The organism is Arthrobacter sp. TJ-58 (genome assembly GCF_058269295.1).
The window spans coordinates 997,597-1,019,048 of record NZ_JBZCNM010000001.1 but is presented as its reverse complement, the minus strand read 5'-3'; the positions used below and the strand labels follow the sequence as shown (position 1 = coordinate 1,019,048).

The following is a 21,452-nucleotide window of genomic DNA, read 5'->3' as shown; positions in this document are numbered from 1 at the left end:
GGGCGCAGAAGCAGCCGGCCACGTCCTGGCCGGCCCAAAAAACGCCGTACAACGAAATCTAGGAGACAACCGTGTCAGTGCCAGAGAAGTTCACCCTCATCGTCGACGGCGAAGAGACCACGGTGGATACTGGCACCACAGGTGCGCAGCTCTTCTTCGACCGCCGCGACGTCGTCGTCATGCGCGTGGACGGCGTCCTGAAGGACCTGGACACCGAACTGGCCCCCGGCTCCGCCGTCGAAGCCGTGACCATTGACTCCGAAGACGGACTCAACGTCCTGCGCCACTCCACCGCCCACGTCATGGCCCAGGCCGTTCAGCAGCTGCGCCCGGACGCCAAGCTGGGCATCGGCCCGTACATCAAGGACGGCTTCTACTTCGACTTTGACGTGGCCGAGCCCTTCACGCCCGAGGACCTGAAGACCCTTGAGAAGATGATGCAGAAGATCATCAACTCGAACCAGAAATTTGCCCGCCGCGTGGTCACCGAAGAAGAAGCCCGCGAAGCCATGGCCAACGAGCCGTACAAGCTGGAGCTGCTCGGCAAGAAGGACGGCGCGGACGAAGCCGGCGAGGGCGCGAACATCGAGGTCGGCGCCGGTGAAATCACCATTTACGACAACGTGGACCGCAAGTCCGGCGACGTCATCTGGTGCGATCTGTGCCGCGGCCCGCACCTGCCCAACACCAAGCTGATCTCCAACGCCTTCGCGCTGACCCGCTCCGCCGCCGCCTACTGGCTCGGCAATCAGAAGAACCAGCAGCTGCAGCGCATCTACGGCACCGCCTGGCCCACCAAGGATGCCCTGAAGGCCTATCAGGAACGCCTGGCCGAGGCCGAGCGCCGCGACCACCGCAAGCTGGGCACCGAACTGGACCTGTTCTCCTTCCCCGATGAGCTGGGTTCGGGCCTGCCGGTGTTCCACCCCAAGGGCGGCATCATCCGCAAGGCCATGGAGGACTACTCCCGCCAGCGCCACACCGAGGCCGGCTACGAGTTCGTTTACACCCCGCACATCACCAAGGGGCACCTGTACGAGGTCTCCGGCCACCTGGACTGGTACCGCGACGGCATGTTCCCTCCCATGCACGTGGACGAGGTCACCGATCCGGAGACCGGCGAGATCACCAAGCCCGGCCAGGACTACTACCTGAAGCCGATGAACTGCCCCATGCACAACCTGATCTTCCGCTCCCGCGGACGGTCCTACCGTGAACTGCCGCTGCGGCTCTTCGAATTCGGTTCCGTGTACCGGTATGAGAAGTCCGGCGTGATCCACGGCCTGACGCGCGTGCGCGGCATGACCCAGGACGACGCCCACATCTACTGCACCCGCGAGCAGATGAAGGACGAGCTGACCACCACGCTGCAGTTTGTGCTGGACCTGCTCAAGGACTACGGCCTGGATGACTTCTACCTGGAACTGTCCACCAAGGACCCGGAAAAGTACGTCGGCTCCGACGACGTGTGGGAAGAAGCCACCCGCACCCTGGCCGAGGTTGCCGAAGCATCCGGACTGGACCTGGTACCGGATCCGGGCGGAGCTGCCTTCTACGGCCCGAAGATCTCCGTCCAGGCCCGTGACGCCATCGGGCGCACCTGGCAGATGTCCACCATCCAGCTGGACTTCAACCTGCCCGAGCGCTTTGAGCTCGAATACCAGGCCGCCGACGGCACCCGCCAGCGCCCGGTCATGATCCACCGCGCACTGTTCGGCTCCGTGGAACGCTTCATGGCCGTGCTCACCGAGCACTACGCGGGTGCGTTCCCGGCCTGGCTGGCACCGGTGCAGGTGGTGGGCATCCCCGTGGCCGAAGCCTTCAACGACTACATGTTCGACGTCGTGGACAAGCTCAAGGCCCAGGGCATCCGCGCCCAGGTGGACACCGGCACCGACCGCTTCCCGAAGAAGATCCGCACCGCCTCCAAGGACAAGATCCCGTTTGTCCTGATTGCCGGCGGCGACGACGCCGATGCAGGGGCCGTTTCCTTCCGCTTCCGCGACGGCAGCCAGGACAACGGCGTGCCCGTTGAAGAGGCCGTCAAGCGGATCGTCGAAGCCGTCCGCAACCGGGACAAGTAGACGGCGGCGGAGGCAGGAATGCAGATGGAAAACGGCGGCCGGGACGGCAGCGGCAGTCCCTACCCCGGGGACGCTGAAGTCACCGACTCATTTGAACTCCCCGGCGTGCCGGATTCCTTTGCACGCCTGTGGACACCGCACCGCCTGGCATACATCAAGGGCGGGCAGGAACAGGTCTCTTCGGAGCACAACTGCCCGTTCTGCGCCGCCCCGGGCCGCAGCGACGAAGAGTCGCTGATTGTCCACCGCGGCAAGCATGCCTTTGTCATCCTGAATCTGTTTCCGTACAACGCGGGACACCTGCTGGTCTGCCCGTACCGGCATGTGCCGGACTATACGGACATTGACGAGCAGGAGACAGCGGAGATAGCTTCCCTGACGCAGACCGCCATGCGCGTGCTGCGGAAGGTCTCCAATCCCAGCGGCTTCAACCTGGGCATGAACCAGGGCGTGACCGGGGGAGCGGGAATCGCCGCGCACCTGCACCAGCACATTGTGCCGCGCTGGGGCGGGGACGGAAATTTCCTGCCGATCATCGCCCAGACCAAGGCAATTACCCAAACCCTGGGGGATGTCCGCCAACAAGTGGCAGACGCGTGGCCCCAGGCCAGCGAGGACTGAGCAGTGCTGAACAAATATGCAAGAGGCTTTTTCACCAGCGTCTTTACGCCGCTGGCGGCCTGGCTGCTGAAGCGCGGTGTCTCACCGGACGCCGTGACCATCCTGGGGACCCTGGGCGTCATGGTGGGCGGCCTGGTGTTCTATCCGCTGGGCCACCTGTTCTGGGGCACGCTGTTCATCACGGCGTTCATCTTCTCCGACGTCATTGACGGAATCATGGCCCGCCAGCAGGAACGCACCGGAAAATGGGGCGGTTTCCTGGATTCCACCCTGGACCGCTTCGCCGACGGCGCCCTGTTTGCCGGGGTGAGCATCTGGTATTTCACCGGCGGACACAATGACGCCATTGGCATCGCCGCCATCATCGCGCTGGTGCTGGGAATGCTGGTGTCCTACATCAGGGCCAAGGCCGAGTCCCTGGGCTTTAACGCCAACGTTGGCATTGCCGAGCGTGCCGAGCGTCTGGTCTCACTGCTGGTGGCTACCGGCCTGGTGGGACTGAGCGTCCCCGAGGTGCTGCTCCTGGTGGTCCTGCTGGTGCTGTGCGCAGCCAGCTGCGTGACCATCGGGCAACGGATGCTCGCGGTGCGCCGGCAGGCCATCTAGGCCCAGGCGGCCAATAACTGAAGGACAACTCACAGCTGCGCGTCACCGGAAGCAACCCGGTGACGCGCATCGCTCTTTAAAGCGGAGGGAAGCCCTAGGCTGGGTCCAGCAGCATTTGCTGATTCGGTTTCCCATGAAGGTGAGTTCCATGCACAACCCACAGTTCCCGGGCGCGGCTGCGCCCGTTTCCGCGTCCGGATCCCTCTCTCCGGTCACCGGCAGCAGCCGGGTCAAGCGCGGTATTGCCGAGATGCTCAAGGGCGGGGTGATCATGGACGTGGTCACCGCCGAGCAGGCCCGCATTGCCGAAGACGCCGGGGCCGTGGCCGTCATGGCGCTGGAGCGCGTTCCGGCCGACATCCGCGCTCAGGGCGGAGTTTCGCGCATGAGCGACCCCGACATGATCGACAGCATTATCAATTCGGTCTCCATCCCGGTTATGGCCAAGGCCCGGATCGGCCACTTTGTGGAGGCCCAGGTCCTGCAGTCGCTCGGGGTGGACTACATTGACGAATCCGAAGTCCTGACCCCGGCCGATTACACGAACCACATCGACAAGTGGAAGTTCACCGTCCCCTTTGTCTGCGGGGCCACCAACCTGGGCGAGGCCCTGCGCCGCATCAATGAGGGCGCCGCCATGATCCGTTCCAAGGGTGAAGCCGGCACGGGAGACGTCTCCAACGCCACCATGCACATGCGCGCCATCCGCTCCGAGGTGGCCCGGCTGTCCTCACTGCCCGAGGATGAGCTGTACGTGGCGGCGAAGGAACTGCAGGCCCCTTACGAACTCGTGAAGGAGGTGGCTGCCGCCGGGAAGCTTCCCGTGGTGCTGTTCACCGCCGGCGGTATCGCCACACCCGCGGACGCAGCCATGATGATGCAGCTGGGCGCGGACGGCGTGTTTGTGGGTTCGGGCATCTTTAAGTCCGGCAACCCCGCCCAGCGCGCGGCAGCCATCGTGAAGGCCACCACCTTCTTTGATGACGCCGATGAAGTTGCCAAGGCCTCACGCGGCCTGGGCGAGGCCATGGTGGGCATCAACGTGGATGAAATTCCGCAGCCGCACCGGCTGGCCGAGCGCGGCTGGTAACACCGGGCGTCCCTGCGGGGGGCCGGTGCTGCCGGCCTCTGCAGCGCGCCGTGCAGTCCGTCCCGGGTCTAGCTCGCCCGGGACGGACTTTGCGTTAGCGCAGGTCCAAGCTGAGGTACTGCCCGCGGCCGATGAGCTCGAAGCCCCGTGCCGCCAGGAATTCGGCGCCGGCAGGAGCAGCGTTGACCGCCAGGCGGTCCGCACCGGCGGCTTCCGCCACCGTCGCCGCGCGGCTCAGCAGCGCCGTTCCGTACCCTTTGCGCCTGCTGGAAGGACCAACCGCCAGCCCGAAAACCCCGGCGAGCGACCCCTTGCGGGGTTTGCGTGACGGCTCGTCGGGAACCTGCGGCTTGCCGGTGATCGGATCCATGGGCGGGGGCTGCTGATCGACGGCGGCGGGGACATAAACCCACGCCCGGCCCGTCAGCTTTCCGTCGCCCCGGGTGGTGAGGTGCCAGGCGGTGCGCGGGTGGCTGCGCCCGGCGGCGAGTTCATCGGCGTCGGGCCCGGTAACCTCAGCGGGCTCCGGATCGACGCCGGCGGTCCCGGCGTCGTAACGCTCCGGCACGCTCACGGGAGCGCTCATCCACTGCGGCTGCGGGCCGCGGCGGAACCCGAAGGCCTCCAGCGGCGCGTAGTTCACTGCGTTGTTCATCCAGACGGACACGCTCTGCGCGCCGAGCCGGGTGGCTTCGGTCAGGCCGGGCCGGATGCCGGCGGGCGCAATCCGCTGCGGGTACAGCAGGACCAGCTGACGCCGCGCTGGCAGCCACAACCACTCCGACTCATGGGTGGAAAAGGTATTGCCGCCAGTGACTCCGGCGAGTTTCGTCAACCAATTCCGGTGAAGGTCCTGACAAGCTGCGATGGTAACCATTTAAATTAGTCTAATCCGCGGCGGTGCAGCAACGGTTCAATGGCTGCATCACGGTCCCGGAAGTTACGGAATGCCTGCAGCGGGTCAATGCTGTTGCCCCGGGCGAGCAGTTCGCGGCGGAACCGGTCTCCGTTCTCCCTGGTCAGGCCGCCGTTCTCCCTGAACCACTCCACGGTGTCAGCATCCAGGACCTCGCTCCAGATGTAGGCGTAGTAAGCGGCTGCGTATCCGCCGGCGAAGATGTGCTTGAAATAGCCCGAACGGTAGCGCGGCGGCACCAGATCAAGTGCCACGCCGGCGCGCTGCAGGGCCTCAGCCTCGAAGGCCTCCGGGTCCTGCACGGTTTCTCCGGGAGCCAGTTCGTGCCAGGCCAGGTCCAGCAGGGTGGCACCGAGGTATTCCGTGGTGCCGAAGCCCTCGCCCCAGGTGGAGGCGGCTTCGATCTTGTCGATCACATCCTGGGGGAGCGGCTCTCCGGTGACGTGGTGCTTGGCGAAGTTGGCAACAACCTCCGGCCACAGCATCCACATCTCGTTGACCTGAGAGGGGTACTCGACAAAGTCACGCGGAACGGCCGTACCGGAAAACTGGGGGTAGGTGACCGAGGAGAACAGGCCGTGAAGTGCGTGTCCGAACTCGTGGAAGGCCGTGACCACTTCATCGAAGGACAGCAGGGTGGGCTCTGACTCGGGCGGCTTGGGGATGTTGAGGTTGTTGATGACCACCGACTGCGTGCCCAGCAGAGTGGACTGGTGCACCAGCGAGTTCATCCAGGCACCGCCGGCCTTGGTGTCGCGGGTGTAGTAGTCGCCCAGGAACAGCCCCAGCCCGGAGCCGTCCTCATTCTTCACTTCCCAGATCCGGACATCCGGGTGGTAACCGGCCAGATCCGGGCGTTCGGTGAAGGTCAATCCGTACAGCCGGTTGGCGGCGTAGAAAACGCCGTCATGCAGAACCCGCTCCAACTCGAAGTAGGGCCGCAGGGCCGCCCGGTCCACGCTGAACTTTTCGCGGCGCACCTGCTCCGAGTAGTAGGACCAGTCCCAGGCCTGCAGTTCCTCGATCCCGTCCCGGGCGGCGGCTTCGCGCAGCAGCTCGGCTTCGGCCTGCGCGTTGCGGACAGCGGGCGGCGCGAGCTTGCCGAGCATGGAATGGATGGCTTCCAGCGACGGAGCGGTCTGGTTGTCCGTGGCGAACTCCGCATGATTGGCGAAGCCCAGCAGGGCAGCCCGGTCGGCTCGCAGCGCGGCCATTTCCGCGGCGAGGCCCAGGGTGTTTTCCTGGTTGTCCCGGAAACCGCGGTTCAGTGAGGCTTCGAGGAGGCGGCGGCGGGTTTCCCGGTTGGTCAGCGAGGCCAGCGCAGGCTGCGAAGTGGGCAGGACCAGGGACAGCAGATAGCCCTCCTTGCCTGCCTCGGCGGCAGCGGCGGCTGCCGAGGCGACGTCGTCGTCGGAAAGGCCGTCCAGTTCAGCAGCATCGGTGACCAGCAGCGCCGACTCATTGGTGTCCTTGAGGAGCTTCTGGGCGTATTCGGTGCCCAGCACGGACAGGCGCGAGTTCAGTTTCCGCATGCGTGTCTGGCCGTCTTCATCCAGCTGGGCCCCGGCCCGGATGAAGCTGCGGCGGTATTCCGAGACCAGCCGCGCGGATTCCTCATCCAAACCCTCGGTGGAGACGGCATTAACCCGCTCGAAGAGGTCCTTGTTGAGGTAGATGGCGTCTTCGTGGGCGGCCAGCTGCGGGCCCACTTCCTGCTGAATGGCCTGAACCTCGTCAGTTGCATCCGCTGCCGTAAGCGTGAAGAACACCAGGGCCGTGCGTTCGAGCATCTGGCCTGCCCGCTCCATCGCGGCGATCGTGTTCTCAAAATCAGGTGCCGCCGAATTGCCGGTAATCGCATCGATTTCTGCGAGGTGCTCCTCGAAGCCGGCTTTGAAGGCGGGGCGGAAATCATCCGGGGTGATGTGCTCAAAGGGCGGGAGCTGATAGGGCAGGGAGCTGATACTTCCGAAAGGGTTACTCATAATTGTCAAGACTCGCACACGGCTGTTGAGCCGAACAACAGAAACGCCGTCGTAGGCTGGCCGGGGGCTGCGAGGGGCCTCCTTTGTGCCGAATATGACGAGCGGGAGCGCCAATGACCAGACGCAGGTTCGGATTTCTGCCCGGGACGGGTTCGACGGCGAAGGCAGCCGCTGCTGTGCTGCTGCTGGCCGTGGCGGGATGCGCGCCGGCATCGGACCCGGATCCGCAGGCAACGCCGTCGGCCTCCTCCGGTTCCGCCTCGGCCTCCTCCGGTTCCGCCTCCGCTCCCGATTCCGGAAGCAGCGGGACTGCACCGCAGGCATCTCCGGCTCCGGCTCCCACCGCGACCCCCGGCGTGGGAGCGGAATGCGCCGCTGAGCGGTGCTTCTCGATGATGGTTGCAGGAGACCTTCTGGTGCATCCGCAGCTGTGGACCCAGGCCGGAGCCGACGCCGCGGTGAGCGGAAAGATGCCGCTGGACTTCGAACCGCTGCTTGAGGGCAAGCGGGCCTACCTCGATTCCGCGGACCTGGGCGTCTGCCACATGGAAACGCCGGTTGCGGAGGCCGAGGGTCCCTACACGGGCTATCCGATGTTCAACGTTCCGCCGCAGATCCTGACCGCGGCGAAGGACGTGGGCTACGACGCCTGCACCACGGCCAGCAACCACACCGTGGACGCCGGAACTGAAGGACTGAACCGGACCCTGGCCGTACTGGACGCCCTGGGACTGCCCCACACCGGGTCCTACGCCACCGAGGCCGACGCCGCGAAGCCCCTGATCCTGTCCACACCGGCCGCGAAGGTGTCGGTGATCGAGGCGACCTACGGGCTGAACGGGATGAGCGCCGAGTTCGGCTGGCAGGTGGACCTGCTCGATCCCGCAGTGATGATCGCCAAGGCGAAGGCCGCCCGGGCTGCCGGCGCCGACGTCGTCGTGGGCGCGGTCCACGCCGGTGAGGAATACGCCTCGGTTCCCAACTCGCAGCAGGTGGAAACGGCACATGCCCTGGCGGACAGCGGGGAATTCGACTTCATTTACGGCCATCACAGTCACTCGGTGCTGCCGATTGAGCACTACAACGGAACCTGGATCGCCTACGGTCTGGGCAACTCTGTCACCGAGCTGTCCCCCTGGTACGACGTGAACAACGAGGGACTGATCCTGCGCGCCCAGTTTGGCCAGGACGACGACGGCGGCTGGGCCGTCACGGACCTGGCCTGGGCCCCGTCCGTCATCGTCCGGGACCCCTACCGCTGGTGCTCAGTAGCGGCGGACCTGCCGCAGGGCCAGTGTGCGCCGCCCGAACAGCAGGCGGCAGTGCGGGCACGGACCATCGGCGTGGTCGAATCCATGGGTGCAGCGGATGCCGGAGCGCATGAATGGCTCGTGACGAAGGACCCGTTGCGCTGACTCCGATTCCGGAAGTGCTGGGCTGGACCAGGTTCCTTCGTGCAGATAACGGGGCTAAAGGCGGTCTCCCGGATTCCTTCGTGCAGATAACGGGGCTAAGAGTGCTGTCCCAGGTTCCTTCGTGCAGATAACGGGGCCAAATCCGGTCTCCCGGATTCCCTCGTGGACATAACGGGCCCAAAGAGGCGGATTCGGCTGTATTGAGCCCTTGATCTGCACGAAGGACTTAAGCAAAGCCCGTTATCTGCACGAAGGATCAGCTCCGGAGCGCAATTCGGCAGAGCGCAATTCGGCAGAGCAGCGACGTCCTAGCGGGGGCGCTGCGAGGCGTGCTGCCGTGCCAGCTCGGAGAGCTTGGCCAGCTCCGCCAGATCCTTCGCTGATTCCGGCCGCGGTTCAAAGCTGCCGAACTTGCGGATCACGGCCTGCTGGAGCAGGAAGTCCGCAATAGCCGGGTTCTTGGGCAGCAGGGATCCGTGCAGGTAGCTGGCCACCACATTGCGGTAGCGGGCTCCCTCGTAGTTGTCCTTGGAGTTGTTGCCCTCACCCTTGCGCACCTCGGCGAGCGGCTTAACACCCGAGCCGAGGAACGTCTGGCCCGAGTGGTTCTCGTAGCCGTGGATTTCGCCGAATTCCTCGCTGACGGAAAGCACGTTGCCGATCAGCCGTTCGGTGCCGCCGTGGGTTTCCAGGTCCAGCAGTCCGATGCCCGGAATCACGGTCCCGGTGTGCGTCTTGAAGAAGTTGCCGAACAGCTGGTACAGCCCGCAGATGGCCAGCATCGGCAGGTCGTCTTCGGCCATCGCGCGCAGGGTCGGCGCAATTGCCTGCAGATCGTCCTGAATGACCACCTGGCCGCTGTCCTGACCGCCGCCGCCCACCAGCAGGTCCACATCCGCCGGGAACTCGTCTCCCGGGTTGTATTCCAGGACGTTGGCGGTGTAGCCGTGCCATTTCAGGCGCTGCTTCAGGACCAGGACGTTGCCCCAGTCGCCGTAAATGTTCATTTCCCGCGGATACAGCTGCAGGATGTTGATGGTCCGGTCTTCGCCGGCCTGCGGGTTGAGCGGCTCGCTCATGAGACCACCTCTACTGTCGTGATCTTGGAAAGTTCCCGCCGCACGGCGAGCATGGCCGTGTACGTGCAGAAGATGCGCATGGGGGAGGACCCGGCGGATGCGATGAACTTCTTCAGCGCGTCGGTGATGTCCGGGTCGATATCCGCGACCGGTACGTCGTCGTACTTCAGCCGCAGCGCCATGTCATAGGCGCGCACGCCCGTGACCATGTTCACGCCGTTTTCGGCGAGGGTTTCAAAGTCCACGTCCCACAGCCAGGACATGTCCCGGCCGTCGGCGTAGTTGTCGTTGATGGCGATCATGGTGGCGTAGCCGTGGGCGGCAAAGGACTTCAGTCCCAGCCGGAAACCGCTGGGGTTCTTCACCAGCACCAGCTCCAGCGGCTGCCCGTTGACCACCAGCGATTCGCCGCGGCCAAAGGCGGGCTCCACGTTGGACAGCGCCGTGAACAGTGCCTCCGCGTTGGCCTGCGGCCCGGCGATGACGCGTGCCAGGGTGAGCGCGGCGGCGGCGTTGAAGATGTTGTAGACGCCGCGCAGCTTGAGCGAGGTGTTCACCACGGTCTCATCCACGCGGAAATCGGCGTCGGTTTCGGTAACGCGTTCCAGCACGACGTCGGCGGGCAGCACGGCTGCGGCGGCTTCGGCCGAGGAGCCGCGCATCTCGTCGTCGTTCGGGAAGGTGCTGCGCAGCGACGCGTCGAGGCCGAAGTAGCGCACGTCCTGCTTGTCCAGGGAGGCGGCAATGCCGGCCACGCGGGGGTCTTCGCGGTTCAGGACCACGGTGCCGGTGGTGGCCTTCGCAATGGTTTCCAGCAGCCTGGTGGTCTTGTCGATTTCTCCGAAACGGTCCAGCTGGTCGCGAAGCACATTCAGCAGCAGCGAATAACGCGGCTGGATGAGTTTCACGAAGTGCGTTGCGTGCGCTTCGTCCAGCTCCAGGACGGCGACGTCGGCATCCAGCCGCCCGCGCCAGTCCACCTCGCCGAGCAGTGCGGCAGCGACGCCGCGGGTGAAGTTGCTGCCCGTGCGGTTGGTGAAGACCTTCAGGCCCTGGCTTTCGAGGAGCTCGACCACCATTTTGGTGGTGGTGGTTTTGCCGTTGGTGCCGGAAACCACGGCAACGCCAAGGGGGAGATCGGCCAGCGTGCGGCGGATGAAATCGGGATCAATTTTCTCCACCACCAGACCGGGCAGTGCGGAGCCGCCGCCGCGCAGTTTGGAGGCACTGCGGACCAGCTTGCCTGTCAGGACGGAGAAAGAACTCATGGTGTATGAATATATCGCAAGCAGCTCCGCCGGGCTGATTCCGGCCCCGACGGCGGCACCGGACAGCGGGGGCGGCGGCAGGCGTTGCTCCTCCCGGGTCCGTAGACTGGCCCGATGACACAGGAGCGGAAATTGCGGGTGGGCGTGCTGGCACTGCAGGGCGGGGTCCGCGAACACGCAGCAGCGCTGGAGGCCACAGGTGCCACGGCAGTTCCGGTTCGGCGGCCGGGAGAACTCGACGGGCTGGACGGCCTGGTGCTGCCGGGAGGCGAGTCCACCACCATTGACAAGCTGATGCGCACCTTCGGCGTATATGAACCCCTGCAGGGGCGGATCCGGGACGGCCTTCCGGTCTACGGTTCCTGTGCCGGAATGATCCTGCTGGCGGACCGCATCGCGGATCCGGCGCACAACGCCTCCGGAGAGCCGCAGCAGACCCTGGGCGGGTTGGACATGGTGGTCCGCCGCAACGCCTTTGGCCGCCAGCGGGAATCCTTCGAAACACTGCTGGATTTCAAGGGCCTCGAAAATCTTCCGTCGGCCCGGGAATCCGGCGCAGTCACTGCCCCCGTACACGCGGTTTTTATCCGTGCACCCTGGGTGGAAAAGACGGGTAGTTCGGTCCAGGTCCTCGCCGAGGTCCCGCCGCAGAGGGGCGGTCATGCGTCTGCTGAGGATTTGGTCGCTAGAATTGTGGCAGTGCGTTCGGGAAACCTGCTGGCCACCTCGTTTCATCCGGAGGTAACGGGGGAGAGCCGGGTCCACGAACTTTTTATCCAGATGATCAGAGGAGAAGCGTAGAGCATGTCGGGCCACTCTAAATGGGCAACCACTAAGCACAAGAAGGCAGTCATTGACGCCAAGCGTGCAAAGTCGTTCGCCAAGCTGATCAAGAACATTGAAGTTGCGGCCCGCGCAGGCGGCGCCGACATGGCCGGCAACCCCGGTCTTGAACTGGCCGTCGCCAAGGCCAAGAAGACCTCTGTTCCCATTGACAACATCAACCGCGCCGTCAAGCGCGGCGCCGGGCTCCTGGGCGAGGCCGTTGACTATCAGACCATCATGTATGAGGGCTACGGCCCCCAGGGCACCGCTCTGCTGATCGAGTGCCTCACGGACAATAAGAACCGTGCCGCCTCCGAGGTTCGCCTTGCGGTAACCCGCAACGGCGGCAACATGGGAGACCCCGGGTCCGTGGCTTACATGTTCACCCGCAAGGGCGTAGTCACCCTGCCCAAGAAGGACCTCACCGAGGATGACCTGCTGATGGCCGTGCTGGATGCAGGCGCCGACGAGGTGAAGGAATCCGGTGATAACTTCGAGATCATTTCGGAAGCTGCGGACCTGCGCGCCGTGGTTGCCGCCCTCGAAGAAGCCGGCATTGAGTACGAGACCGATGAGGCCGAGTTCCTGCCCTCCATGCACGTGGAGCTGGACGCGGACAACGCCCGGAAGTTCCTGAAGCTCATGGACGCTGTGGAGGACCTGGACGACGTCCAGAACGTGTACTCCAACGCTGACATCCCCGCCGAGGTCTTCGCCCAGCTCGAAGAGGACTGAGCAGCCGGTGAGCCTGCGCGTCCTGGGCGTTGATCCGGGTCTTACCCGCTGCGGGCTGGGAGTCGTTGAAGTTGAACGCAACCGCCGTGCCACCCTGGTGGCCGTCGGCGTGGTGGGCACGGAGGCCGGAACCGCCCTGGACGCCAGGCTGCTGGTGATCTCCAACGCCATCGACCTGTGGCTGGACACCCACAAACCGGATGTCCTGGCCGTTGAACGCGTCTTCAGCCAGCTCAACGTCAGCACGGTGATGGGCACCGCCCAGGCGTCCGGCGTCGTCATTGCCGCGGCGGCGCGCCGCGGCATTCCCGTGGCCCTGCACACGCCCACCGAGGTCAAGGCGGCGGTGACGGGTTCCGGCTCGGCCAACAAAGACGCGGTGGGCAAAATGGTCACCAAGATCCTGCGGCTGGATGAAATGCCCAAGCCCGCGGACGCCGCCGACGCCCTGGCGCTGGCCATCACCCACGCCTGGCGGCGCGGCGTGGCCGGCCCGGGGCAGACGACGGCGGGATCGGCTTCCGGAGCGCGGGCGGCAGTTCGCCCGCCCAGCAACGGGCTGACGCCGGCCCAGCGGCTGTGGGCCGAGGCGGAAGCCCGGGCCCGGCGTTGACCGCAGCGTGCCGGAACCGCGGATTCGGGCCGGCACACAGTAGGGTATTCGTAGATATGTTCTACACAGCCCCTGGAGTTTTGTCATGATCGCATCCCTGCGCGGGACCGTAACGCACGTTGGCCTGCACTCGGCGGTGATCGACGTCAACGGCATGGGCATGCTCATCCAGGCCACGCCGCAGACACTGAGCTCCCTGCACGCGGGCCGCGAGGCCGTGGTGCAGACGGCCCTGATTGTCCGCGAGGACTCCATGACCCTCTTCGGCTTCACCGACGCGGATCAGCGTGAAGTCTTTGAAACGCTGCTGAGCGTCAGCGGAGTGGGCCCGCGCATTGCCCTGGCCGTCCTGGCCGTCCACACCCCCGAAGCCATCCGCGTTGCCGCTTCTTCCGGCGATGACAAGGCATTCAGCAAGGTCTCCGGCATCGGTCCCAAGGGTGCCCGGCGGATTGTGCTGGAGCTGGCGGACAAGCTGGTGCCGCTGGGCACCGCGGACAACCCCGCTGCAGCGCGCTGGCAGGACCAGGTCCTGGCCGCCATGACCGGCCTGGGCTGGTCCGAGAAGGACGCCAACGCCGCCATTGATGCCGCCGTTGCCGAAGCTCCCGAGATTGCCGCCGGCGGCAACGTGGGCGAAATCCTGAAACTGACGCTCCGCCGGCTGGGCACCGACGGCGCCCGTGCCCGCGCTCCCCGCCAGCAGGTGAGCTGAGGTGTCGGTCCTTCCCGGCGACGGACTGGTTGCCGCTGCCGGCGACCCGGATGACAAGGCGATTGAGGCGGCTCTCCGGCCCAAGAACCTGGATGACTTTGTCGGCCAGAAGCGTGTTCGCGAGCAGCTCTCGCTGGTCCTGGAAGCCTCCCGGCTCCGCGGCCGCAGCGCGGACCACGTGCTGCTGTCCGGGCCTCCCGGCCTGGGCAAGACCACCCTGTCCATGATCATCGCGGCTGAAATGAACGCGCCGCTGCGTATTTCCTCCGGCCCCGCCATCCAGCACGCAGGAGATCTGGCGGCCATCCTGTCCTCGCTCACCGAGGGCGAGGTGCTGTTCCTTGATGAGATCCACCGCATGTCCCGCCCCGCCGAGGAAATGCTCTACATGGCCATGGAAGACTTCCGCGTGGACATCATTGTGGGCAAGGGGGCCGGAGCCACCGCCATTCCGCTGGACCTGCCGCCCTTCACCCTCGTGGGCGCCACCACCCGTGCCGGACTGCTGCCGGGGCCGCTCCGCGACCGTTTCGGATTCACCGGACACCTGGAGTTCTACTCCACCGCCGAACTGGAGCTGGTGCTGCGCCGTTCCGCCATGCTGATGGACATGAAGGTCAACTCCGCCGGTTTCGCCGAGGTGGCCGGCCGCTCGCGGGGCACCCCGCGCATCGCCAACCGGCTCCTGCGCCGGGTGCGCGACTGGGCGCTGGTTCACGGCGTGGACCAGATTGACGCCCGCACCGCCGGAGCCGCCCTGGACATGTATGAAGTGGACGCCCGCGGGCTGGACCGGCTGGACCGCTCGGTGCTCCGCGCACTCATCACCAAATTCAACGGGGGACCGGTGGGCCTGTCCACCCTGGCCATCGCCGTCGGAGAAGAACCGGAAACTGTGGAAACGGTGGCCGAGCCCTACCTGGTGCGCGAAGGACTCCTGGGCCGCACACCGCGCGGACGCGTTGCCACCCGGGCCGCCTGGGAACACCTCGGCCTGGACATGCCGGACAACGTGGCGGCGGGTCTGCCGGAGAACATGTTCTCCGGCCCCGGCACCAACACGTCCGCCGAGGATGGGTCCGGGTTCCACTAAACCGGCACCCCGATTCTCCTTTCGGAGCGGCTTGAGGATACCGGCCGCAGGAGAGAAAATGCAGTGCAGGGAGAAACTTTTCTGCCGTTGCGGACGTTTTACCTTTAGACTGGTCATTTGTTGTGCCGCACCCTTGTGTCGTGGCGCACAAAAGACTGAAGCGCAAGCGACTGCGGACATCGCCGGCCCCGCCGGATCGCCTGTCCCCATACCTGCACACCATCTCCACAACAGAAACGGAACCACTCTGTGTTCTTAAACGTCTTGGCCCAAAACACCGCCGATCAGTCCGCTGGAGGTTTCAGCTTCAGCAGCCTGCTGCTGCCAATCCTGCTGGCACTGTTCATCTTCATGATGTTCCGCAAGCAGAAGAAGACGCAGAAGACGGTGCAGGAACAGCGGACCCAGATGGTTCCCGGCACTGAGGTAATGACCCAGTTCGGTCTGTTCGGAACCATCCTCTCGATTAACTCCGAGGAAAACAAAGCTGTCCTGGAACTCTCTCCCGGCAACACCGCCACCGTGCACCTGCAGGCGCTGACGAAGGTTGTCACCACCGAGCCCGCAGCCGCTGAAGACACCCCGGTGGTTCCGGATGATGCCTCCTCGATCACTGCCGGCGATCAGCGCAGCGACGCTGCCCGCACGGCCGATCACGTGCAGCAGGATGACTCCGCTGCCCGCGCCGGTGAGACGGCCGAGGAAACACTCGAGCGCCTGAACCGCGAAAACAATAAAGAGAACTAGACTCTCCACGGGCCTGCGGAGCCAGATTCTCCGCAGGCTGCCCGGGGTCACCTGGCCTCCGGTGTCTCACGCTAAAAGGAATATCCCCTATGCCTCGTACCGGCCCCGGCTCGGCCGCAAAAAAGACGCTCCTCTGGTTGGGCGTCATTTTTGCTGCTTTGGCCCTTTTACTCGGCGGCGGTTCCATGTGGAGCAACGCCAGCTGGACCCCGAAACTTGCCCTTGACCTGGAGGGCGGCACCGAAATGATCCTTGCGCCGCAGGTGCAGGGCGGTACCGAAATAACGCAGGAACAGCTGGACCAAGCCGTGGAAATCATCCGCCAGCGCGTGGACGGCAGCGGTGTTTCCGAAGCGGAAATCACCACGCAGTCCGGCCGCAACGTAGTGGTCTCACTGCCGGGCGTTCCGTCGGCTGAAACCCGTGAACTGATCCAGGCATCGGCCGCGATGGAATTCCGTCCGGTCCTTTCCGTTGGTGCTGCGGCACCAGCCGCCGAGCCGGTTCCGGATGACCAGCTGCCGAAGCCGGCCGCTGAGCCGGCCAACGCCTCCGATGACAACTGGATCACTCCGGAGCTGTACCGCGAATTCGAAAGCACTGACTGCACGGATCCGGCCACCCTGGAGGCTTCGGTGGAGCCGTCACCGGCAGACAAGCCCATGATCGCCTGCGAACCCGGCACCGGCGCCAAGTACATCCTCGGCCCTGTCGAGGTTCCCGGCTCGGACATTGAAGATGCCACCTTTGGCATGTCCACCAGCAGCCAGGGCGCCTCGATCAACGAGTGGGGCGTAAACATTAAGTTCAACGGTGAAGGCACCGACGTCTTCAAGAATGTGACGGAACGTCTCTTCGCCTTCCAGCAGGGAGACCCGCACAACCAGTTCGCCATTGTGCTGGACGGCCAGGTCATCTCCGCCCCCACTGTTCAGGGCGTCATCACCGACGGCCAGCCCCGCATCACGGGCAACTTCACGCAGGAATCGGCAAAGGCGATGTCCGAGCAGTTGAAGTACGGCGCACTGCCCATCAGCTTTGATATCCAGAGCGAACAGCAGATCTCGGCAACCCTCGGCGCAGACCAGCTCAAGATGGGCCTGATTGCGGGTGTCATCGGCCTGGCACTGGTAGCTGTCTACTCACTGTTCCAGTACCGCGCCCTGGGCTTCGTCACCATCATCTCGCTGGTGGTGGCCGGTCTGCTGACCTACCTCGCCATCTGCCTGCTTGGCTGGGGGCAGAACTACCGGCTCTCACTCGCCGGGGTGGCGGGCCTGATTGTGGCGATCGGCCAGACGGCCGACTCCTTCATCGTCTACTTCGAACGAATACGTGATGAACTGCGCGACGGGCGCGGACTGGCGGCTGCCGTGGACAACGGCTGGAAGCGTGCCAAGCGCACGGTGCTGGCGTCCAAGGCAGTGAACATCCTCGCCGCCGTCGTGCTCTACTTCGTGGCTGTGGGTAACGTGCGCGGCTTCGCCTTCACGCTGGGCCTGACCGCGGTTGCCGACCTCATTGTGGTGTTCATGTTCACCCACCCGACCATGGTGCTGCTGGCCCGCACCAAGTTCTTCGGCGAGGGCCACAAATGGTCCGGCCTGGACACCACCCGCCTGGGCGCCGTGCCGCTGTACCGCGGTGCCGGACGTATCCGCGAACCCGGGACGGCTCCGGTGCGGGTCAAGAACAAGGCAGCTTCGAAGGAAGCCGAACGCCGGATGACCATCGCCGAGCGCCGCCTCGCCGAGAAGCAGGATTCACTGGCCGGATCCGGCCGCAGCACTGAAAAGGAGGGCTAGGAATGAGTAAGCTCCCAAAGTTTGCCACGTTCGGCAACGAGCTTTACACCGGCAAGCGTTCCTACCCGTTTGTGCCCAAGGCCAAGCTCTGGTTCATCATCGCAGCCGTCGCCGTCCTCATCTCCATCCTCATTCCGGTGGCCAAGGGCGGATTCAACCTGGGCATCGACTTCCGCGGCGGATCCGAATTCACCGTCTCCGGAACCGAGAACAGCCAGGTCGGCCCGGGCGAGGAAGCCGTGGGCGACGTCGCGAGCGAGTCCCGCGTGACCAACATTGCTCCGGGGACCATCCGGGTGCAGACCGAGCAGCTCAGCGATGACCAGACGCTGGAGGTCAAAGCCAACCTGGCAGAGGCCTATGGGGTCAACGAGGACCAGATCACGTCCACGTACATCGGCCCCACCTGGGGACAGGACGTCAGCCGGCAGGCCCTGATCGGCCTGGTGGTGTTCGTGGCGCTGGCGGCGGTGCTGATGGCCCTGTACTTCCGCACCTGGAAGATGTCCCTGGCTGCCATTACCGCCCTGCTGGTGGTTATGGTGACCACCGCCGGACTGTACTCGCTCAGCGGGTTCGAGGTCACGCCGTCGGCCATCATTGGCTTCCTGACCGTGCTCAGCTACTCCCTGTATGACACGGTGGTGGTCTTTGACAAGGTTCGGGAAAACACCAAGAACCTGGACAAGAGCACCAAACGCACGTTCATGGAGCAGGTGAACCTGGCCGTGAACCAAACCCTGGTCCGGTCCATCAACACCTCCGTGGTGGCAGTGCTTCCCGTGGCCTCAGTGCTGTTCATTGGCGCTTTCCTGCTCGGGGCCGGCACGCTGAAGGACCTGTCGCTGGCACTGTTCATCGGCATCATCCTGGGCACGGTGGCCACCGTGTTCATTGCCGCACCGCTGTACGCCGTGCTCCGCCGCAACGAGCCGGACATTGTGAAGCAGGCCAAGCGCGTGATGGACCGCCGGGCGCAGGAAGCCAAGGAAGCAGCCGCGGCATCGCCTGCGGGTGCCACGGCGGTCTCATCCGGCAGCTAGCTGCGCGGAACCTGACCCGGAGAATATCCGGACAGGCACCTGGCTGAAAAAGGCCTCCGGACGGGGTTGTTCGCGTTTGCCGAACACCCCGTCCGGAGGCCTTCTGCGTAATCCGCAGCTCTTCGGCGTAACGGAACGGAGCGGGGATTGCGCGGTTTAGGGCAAGAGATGCATAGGCATAGACTTGAAGTAAAGACCGGTACGTTGGGTGCTTCCGTGACTTGGGGGAATGGCAGCGCCTAAGGTGGAAAAGGTCGGATACGTCTCAGAGAGGGCAGCAGTGGGAGAGAGCGCGACACCGGCCGATAAGGCAGGCGCAGAAAGGGCTTCCGGAACACCCGCGACCGCAGATCCGGGAGCTCCGGTTTCCGCTGCGTCCCAGCTGGCCGATTCCCGGAAAACCGCCAAGGCTCCCGTGCCGGTGCAGGCTCCGGAGGCTGCTGCTGCGGGCAAGCCTGCGCGTGCGCCGCAGGCTTTGCCCGATTCGGACGGAAAAGCATCAACCGTGCCGGCAGGCGCGGGCGGTGCTGCGCCGGTCCGCCCGGCGCCCGTCCGCCGTACCTCCACCAGGGCGCGCCTGGCACGGCTTGCCGGACGCGGCTCCACCGGCTATTCGCCCATGCTTGAGCCGCTGCTGCGCACCGTCCGGGCCAACAATCCCAAAGAGGACCTGGACCTGATCCAGCGGGCCTATCTGGTGGCTGAACGCAGCCACGAGGGACAGAAGCGCAAGAGCGGCGATCCCTACATCACGCATCCGGTTGCCGTGGCAACCATTCTTGCCGAGCTGGGCATGACCGGTACCACGCTGGCTGCCGCACTCCTGCACGACACGGTGGAAGACACCAGCTACACGCTGGACGAGCTCCGCCGGGAGTTCGGCCCCGAAGTTGCCATGCTCGTGGACGGCGTCACCAAGCTGGACAAGGTGACCTTCGGCGACGCCGCTCAGTCGGAGACGGTGCGTAAAATGGTCGTCGCCATGGCCAAGGACATCCGGGTCTTGGTCATCAAGCTCGCCGACCGGCTGCACAACGCCCGCACCTGGCGTTTCGTGTCCCAGGAATCCTCCGCCCGCAAGGCGCGCGAGACCCTGGAGATTTTCGCTCCGCTGGCCCACCGGCTGGGTATGAACACCATCAAATGGGAGCTGGAGGACCTGTCCTTCGCCGCCCTGCATCCGAAGGTGTATGACGAGATTGTGCGGATGGTCGGAGACCGGACCCCGGAGCGCGAAAAGTACCTCTCCACCGTGCGCACCCAGATTGCCGATGACCTGCATGCGGTGAAGATCAAGGCGACCATCACCGGCCGGCCCAAGCACTATTACTCGATCTACCAGAAGATGATTGTCCGGGGCAAAGACTTCGACGACATCCATGACCTGATGGGCGTGCGCGTCCTGGTGGACTCGGTGCGCGACTGTTACGCCACCCTTGGAGCCTTGCATGCTCGGTGGAACCCGCTGCCGGGGCGGTTCAAGGACTACATCGCCATGCCGAAGTTCAACATGTACCAGTCGCTGCACACCACGGTGATCGGCCCCGGCGGCAAGCCGGTGGAAATCCAGATCCGCACCCATGACATGCACCGCCGTGCCGAGTACGGCGTGGCGGCCCACTGGAAGTACAAGGACGGCTCCAGCACTCCCGTGGGGCCGGAAAACAATGACATGGGCTGGCTGAGGTCCCTGGTGGACTGGCAGCAGGAGACGTCGGATCCGGACGAGTTCCTGGATTCGCTGCGCTTTGAAATCAATGCCCGCGAGGTCTTTGTTTTCACCCCCAAGGGCGAGGTCATGGCGCTGCCCGCCGGGTCCACCCCGGTGGACTTCGCCTACGCGGTTCACACCGAGGTGGGACACCGGACCATCGGCGCCCGCGTCAACGGAAAACTGGTGCCGCTGAACAGCGAACTCCAGCACGGTGACTGGGTGGAGATCTTCACGTCCAAGGCTGAGGGCGCCGGCCCGAGCCAGGACTGGCAGGGGTTCGTCAAGAGCCCCCGCGCCCGGAACAAGATCCGCCAGTGGTTCACCAAGGAACGCCGTGAAGAGGCGATCGACAAGGGCAAGGAACTGCTGACGCGGGGGATGCGCAAGCAGAACCTTCCGCTGCAGCGCCTGATGACCCACGACGCCCTGGTAACCGTCGCCCAGGAGCTGCACCACCAGGACATCTCGGCGCTGTATGCGGCGGTGGGGGACGGGCACACCTCGGCCCAGAATGTCATCGAGCATCTGGTCTCGCTGATGGGCGGACACCAGGGCGCCGAAGAGGATCTGGCCGAAACACCGGTCTCGACGGCGGCCCGCCGGCCCAAGTTCTCCGATTCGGGAGTGACGGTCCGCGGAGTGGGTGACGTATGGGTCAAGCTGGCCCGGTGCTGCACCCCGGTGCCGCCGGATCCGATCATCGGTTTTGTCACCCGCGGTTCGGGGGTGTCGGTGCACCGCAGCGACTGCCGCAACGTTTCCGAGCTTCGGGACCAGCCGGACCGGATTGTGCCGGTGGAATGGGCCCCCACTCAGTCTTCGGTCTTCCTGGTGGAAATCCAGGTGGAAGCACTGGACCGCAAGAGCCTGCTCTCCGACGTCACCCGGGTGCTCTCGGAGAATCATGTCAACATCCTCTCCGCCAGTGTGAATACCTCAAGCGACCGGGTGGCGATGTCCAAGTTTGTGTTTGAGATGGGCGATCCCAAGTATCTCGACCACATCCTGGGCGCCGTTCGCCGGATCGACGGCGTGTTTGACGTCTACCGGACCACGGGTTCCCAGCGGCGCGTCTGATCAGATGCCGGGCCGCCTGCC

At 65.0% G+C, this 21,452-nt stretch carries 18 protein-coding genes; 14 read left to right on the top strand and 4 right to left on the bottom strand.

Annotation, left to right across the window (positions count from 1 at the left end):
* Positions 1-71: 71 nt before the first annotated feature.
* The 4 genes from thrS (at position 72) to pdxS (ending at position 4,401) form a co-directional block, all read left to right on the top strand.
* Positions 72-2,084, top strand: coding sequence for a threonine--tRNA ligase (thrS, locus tag AC4D2W_RS04640; protein ID WP_490925717.1), 2,013 nt, complete (start codon positions 72-74; stop codon positions 2,082-2,084).
* Positions 2,085-2,108: 24 nt separating this feature from the next.
* The gene (locus AC4D2W_RS04635) at positions 2,109-2,705 is read left to right on the top strand and encodes an HIT family protein (RefSeq protein ID WP_490926024.1); all 597 of its coding nucleotides are present in this window, start codon (positions 2,109-2,111) and stop codon (positions 2,703-2,705) included.
* Between the two features lie 3 nt (positions 2,706-2,708).
* Entirely contained in the window at positions 2,709-3,311 is a 603-nt protein-coding gene (gene pgsA / locus AC4D2W_RS04630; protein ID WP_490925716.1) for a phosphatidylinositol phosphate synthase, read from the top strand.
* Between the two features lie 148 nt (positions 3,312-3,459).
* A complete protein-coding gene (pdxS, locus tag AC4D2W_RS04625; protein WP_490925715.1) occupies positions 3,460-4,401 on the top strand; it encodes a pyridoxal 5'-phosphate synthase lyase subunit PdxS in 942 nt (313 codons plus the stop codon).
* Positions 4,402-4,495: 94 nt separating this feature from the next.
* On the opposite strand, the gene AC4D2W_RS04620 is transcribed toward pdxS, so the two are convergent.
* Together AC4D2W_RS04620 and AC4D2W_RS04615 are read right to left on the bottom strand one after the other, a co-directional pair.
* Positions 4,496-5,236: a GNAT family N-acetyltransferase gene (locus AC4D2W_RS04620; protein ID WP_490925714.1), complete on the bottom strand. Its 741-nt coding sequence runs from the start codon at positions 5,234-5,236 to the stop codon at positions 4,496-4,498.
* A 47-nt stretch (positions 5,237-5,283) separates the two neighbouring features.
* Positions 5,284-7,302: a M3 family metallopeptidase gene (locus AC4D2W_RS04615; protein ID WP_490925713.1), complete on the bottom strand. Its 2,019-nt coding sequence runs from the start codon at positions 7,300-7,302 to the stop codon at positions 5,284-5,286.
* A gap of 113 nt (positions 7,303-7,415) precedes the next feature.
* Between AC4D2W_RS04615 and AC4D2W_RS04610 the strand changes: the two genes are divergently transcribed.
* Positions 7,416-8,717, top strand: a complete 1,302-nt coding sequence (locus AC4D2W_RS04610; RefSeq protein WP_490925712.1) for a CapA family protein — start codon at positions 7,416-7,418, stop codon at positions 8,715-8,717.
* 308 nt (positions 8,718-9,025) lie between these two features.
* Here AC4D2W_RS04610 and AC4D2W_RS04605 read toward each other — a convergent pair whose 3' ends face one another.
* Both AC4D2W_RS04605 and AC4D2W_RS04600 read right to left on the bottom strand, forming a co-directional pair.
* Positions 9,026-9,796, bottom strand: coding sequence for a type 1 glutamine amidotransferase (locus tag AC4D2W_RS04605; protein WP_490925711.1), 771 nt, complete (start codon positions 9,794-9,796; stop codon positions 9,026-9,028).
* On the bottom strand, positions 9,793-11,064 hold the full coding sequence (locus AC4D2W_RS04600) for a MurT ligase domain-containing protein (RefSeq protein WP_490925710.1): 1,272 nt from the start codon (positions 11,062-11,064) through the stop codon (positions 9,793-9,795). The genes AC4D2W_RS04605 and AC4D2W_RS04600 overlap by 4 nt, the downstream gene beginning before the upstream one ends.
* A gap of 114 nt (positions 11,065-11,178) precedes the next feature.
* On the opposite strand from AC4D2W_RS04600, the gene pdxT reads away from it, so the two are divergent.
* From pdxT to AC4D2W_RS04555, 9 genes are all read left to right on the top strand, one after another.
* The gene (gene pdxT, locus AC4D2W_RS04595; protein ID WP_490925709.1) at positions 11,179-11,865 is read left to right on the top strand and encodes a pyridoxal 5'-phosphate synthase glutaminase subunit PdxT; all 687 of its coding nucleotides are present in this window, start codon (positions 11,179-11,181) and stop codon (positions 11,863-11,865) included.
* 3 nt (positions 11,866-11,868) lie between these two features.
* Positions 11,869-12,624 carry a YebC/PmpR family DNA-binding transcriptional regulator gene (locus AC4D2W_RS04590; protein WP_490925708.1) on the top strand — a complete coding sequence of 252 codons (756 nt, stop codon included), beginning with the start codon at positions 11,869-11,871 and terminating at the stop codon, positions 12,622-12,624.
* 7 nt (positions 12,625-12,631) lie between these two features.
* Positions 12,632-13,237: a crossover junction endodeoxyribonuclease RuvC gene (ruvC, locus tag AC4D2W_RS04585; RefSeq protein ID WP_490925707.1), complete on the top strand. Its 606-nt coding sequence runs from the start codon at positions 12,632-12,634 to the stop codon at positions 13,235-13,237.
* Between the two features lie 85 nt (positions 13,238-13,322).
* Positions 13,323-13,952: a Holliday junction branch migration protein RuvA gene (ruvA, locus tag AC4D2W_RS04580; RefSeq protein ID WP_490925705.1), complete on the top strand. Its 630-nt coding sequence runs from the start codon at positions 13,323-13,325 to the stop codon at positions 13,950-13,952.
* 1 nt (position 13,953) lies between these two features.
* Positions 13,954-15,045: a Holliday junction branch migration DNA helicase RuvB gene (ruvB, locus tag AC4D2W_RS04575; RefSeq protein ID WP_490925704.1), complete on the top strand. Its 1,092-nt coding sequence runs from the start codon at positions 13,954-13,956 to the stop codon at positions 15,043-15,045.
* Between the two features lie 249 nt (positions 15,046-15,294).
* Entirely contained in the window at positions 15,295-15,792 is a 498-nt protein-coding gene (gene yajC / locus AC4D2W_RS04570) for a preprotein translocase subunit YajC (protein ID WP_490925703.1), read from the top strand.
* An 89-nt stretch (positions 15,793-15,881) separates the two neighbouring features.
* On the top strand, positions 15,882-17,597 hold the full coding sequence (gene secD, locus AC4D2W_RS04565) for a protein translocase subunit SecD (RefSeq protein WP_490925702.1): 1,716 nt from the start codon (positions 15,882-15,884) through the stop codon (positions 17,595-17,597).
* Positions 17,598-17,599: 2 nt separating this feature from the next.
* Positions 17,600-18,640: a protein translocase subunit SecF gene (secF, locus tag AC4D2W_RS04560; protein ID WP_490925701.1), complete on the top strand. Its 1,041-nt coding sequence runs from the start codon at positions 17,600-17,602 to the stop codon at positions 18,638-18,640.
* Between the two features lie 229 nt (positions 18,641-18,869).
* Positions 18,870-21,431, top strand: a complete 2,562-nt coding sequence (locus AC4D2W_RS04555; protein ID WP_490925700.1) for a RelA/SpoT family protein — start codon at positions 18,870-18,872, stop codon at positions 21,429-21,431.
* Positions 21,432-21,452: the final 21 nt, after the last annotated feature.

Excerpts from the sequence above, each read along its gene's own strand:
- AC4D2W_RS04635 (WP_490926024.1), top strand. The coding sequence starts at position 2,109 with ATGGAAAACGGCGGCCGGGACGGCAGCGGCAGTCCCTACCCCGGGGAC.
- pdxS (WP_490925715.1), top strand. The coding sequence starts at position 3,460 with ATGCACAACCCACAGTTCCCGGGCGCGGCTGCGCCCGTTTCCGCGTCC.
- AC4D2W_RS04615 (WP_490925713.1), bottom strand. The coding sequence starts at position 7,302 with ATGAGTAACCCTTTCGGAAGTATCAGCTCCCTGCCCTATCAGCTCCCG.
- AC4D2W_RS04610 (WP_490925712.1), top strand. The coding sequence starts at position 7,416 with ATGACCAGACGCAGGTTCGGATTTCTGCCCGGGACGGGTTCGACGGCG.
- AC4D2W_RS04605 (WP_490925711.1), bottom strand. The coding sequence starts at position 9,796 with ATGAGCGAGCCGCTCAACCCGCAGGCCGGCGAAGACCGGACCATCAAC.
- AC4D2W_RS04600 (WP_490925710.1), bottom strand. The coding sequence starts at position 11,064 with ATGAGTTCTTTCTCCGTCCTGACAGGCAAGCTGGTCCGCAGTGCCTCC.
- pdxT (WP_490925709.1), top strand. The coding sequence starts at position 11,179 with ATGACACAGGAGCGGAAATTGCGGGTGGGCGTGCTGGCACTGCAGGGC.
- AC4D2W_RS04590 (WP_490925708.1), top strand. The coding sequence starts at position 11,869 with ATGTCGGGCCACTCTAAATGGGCAACCACTAAGCACAAGAAGGCAGTC.
- ruvA (WP_490925705.1), top strand. The coding sequence starts at position 13,323 with ATGATCGCATCCCTGCGCGGGACCGTAACGCACGTTGGCCTGCACTCG.
- secD (WP_490925702.1), top strand. The coding sequence starts at position 15,882 with ATGCCTCGTACCGGCCCCGGCTCGGCCGCAAAAAAGACGCTCCTCTGG.
- secF (WP_490925701.1), top strand. The coding sequence starts at position 17,600 with ATGAGTAAGCTCCCAAAGTTTGCCACGTTCGGCAACGAGCTTTACACC.
- AC4D2W_RS04555 (WP_490925700.1), top strand. The coding sequence starts at position 18,870 with ATGGCAGCGCCTAAGGTGGAAAAGGTCGGATACGTCTCAGAGAGGGCA.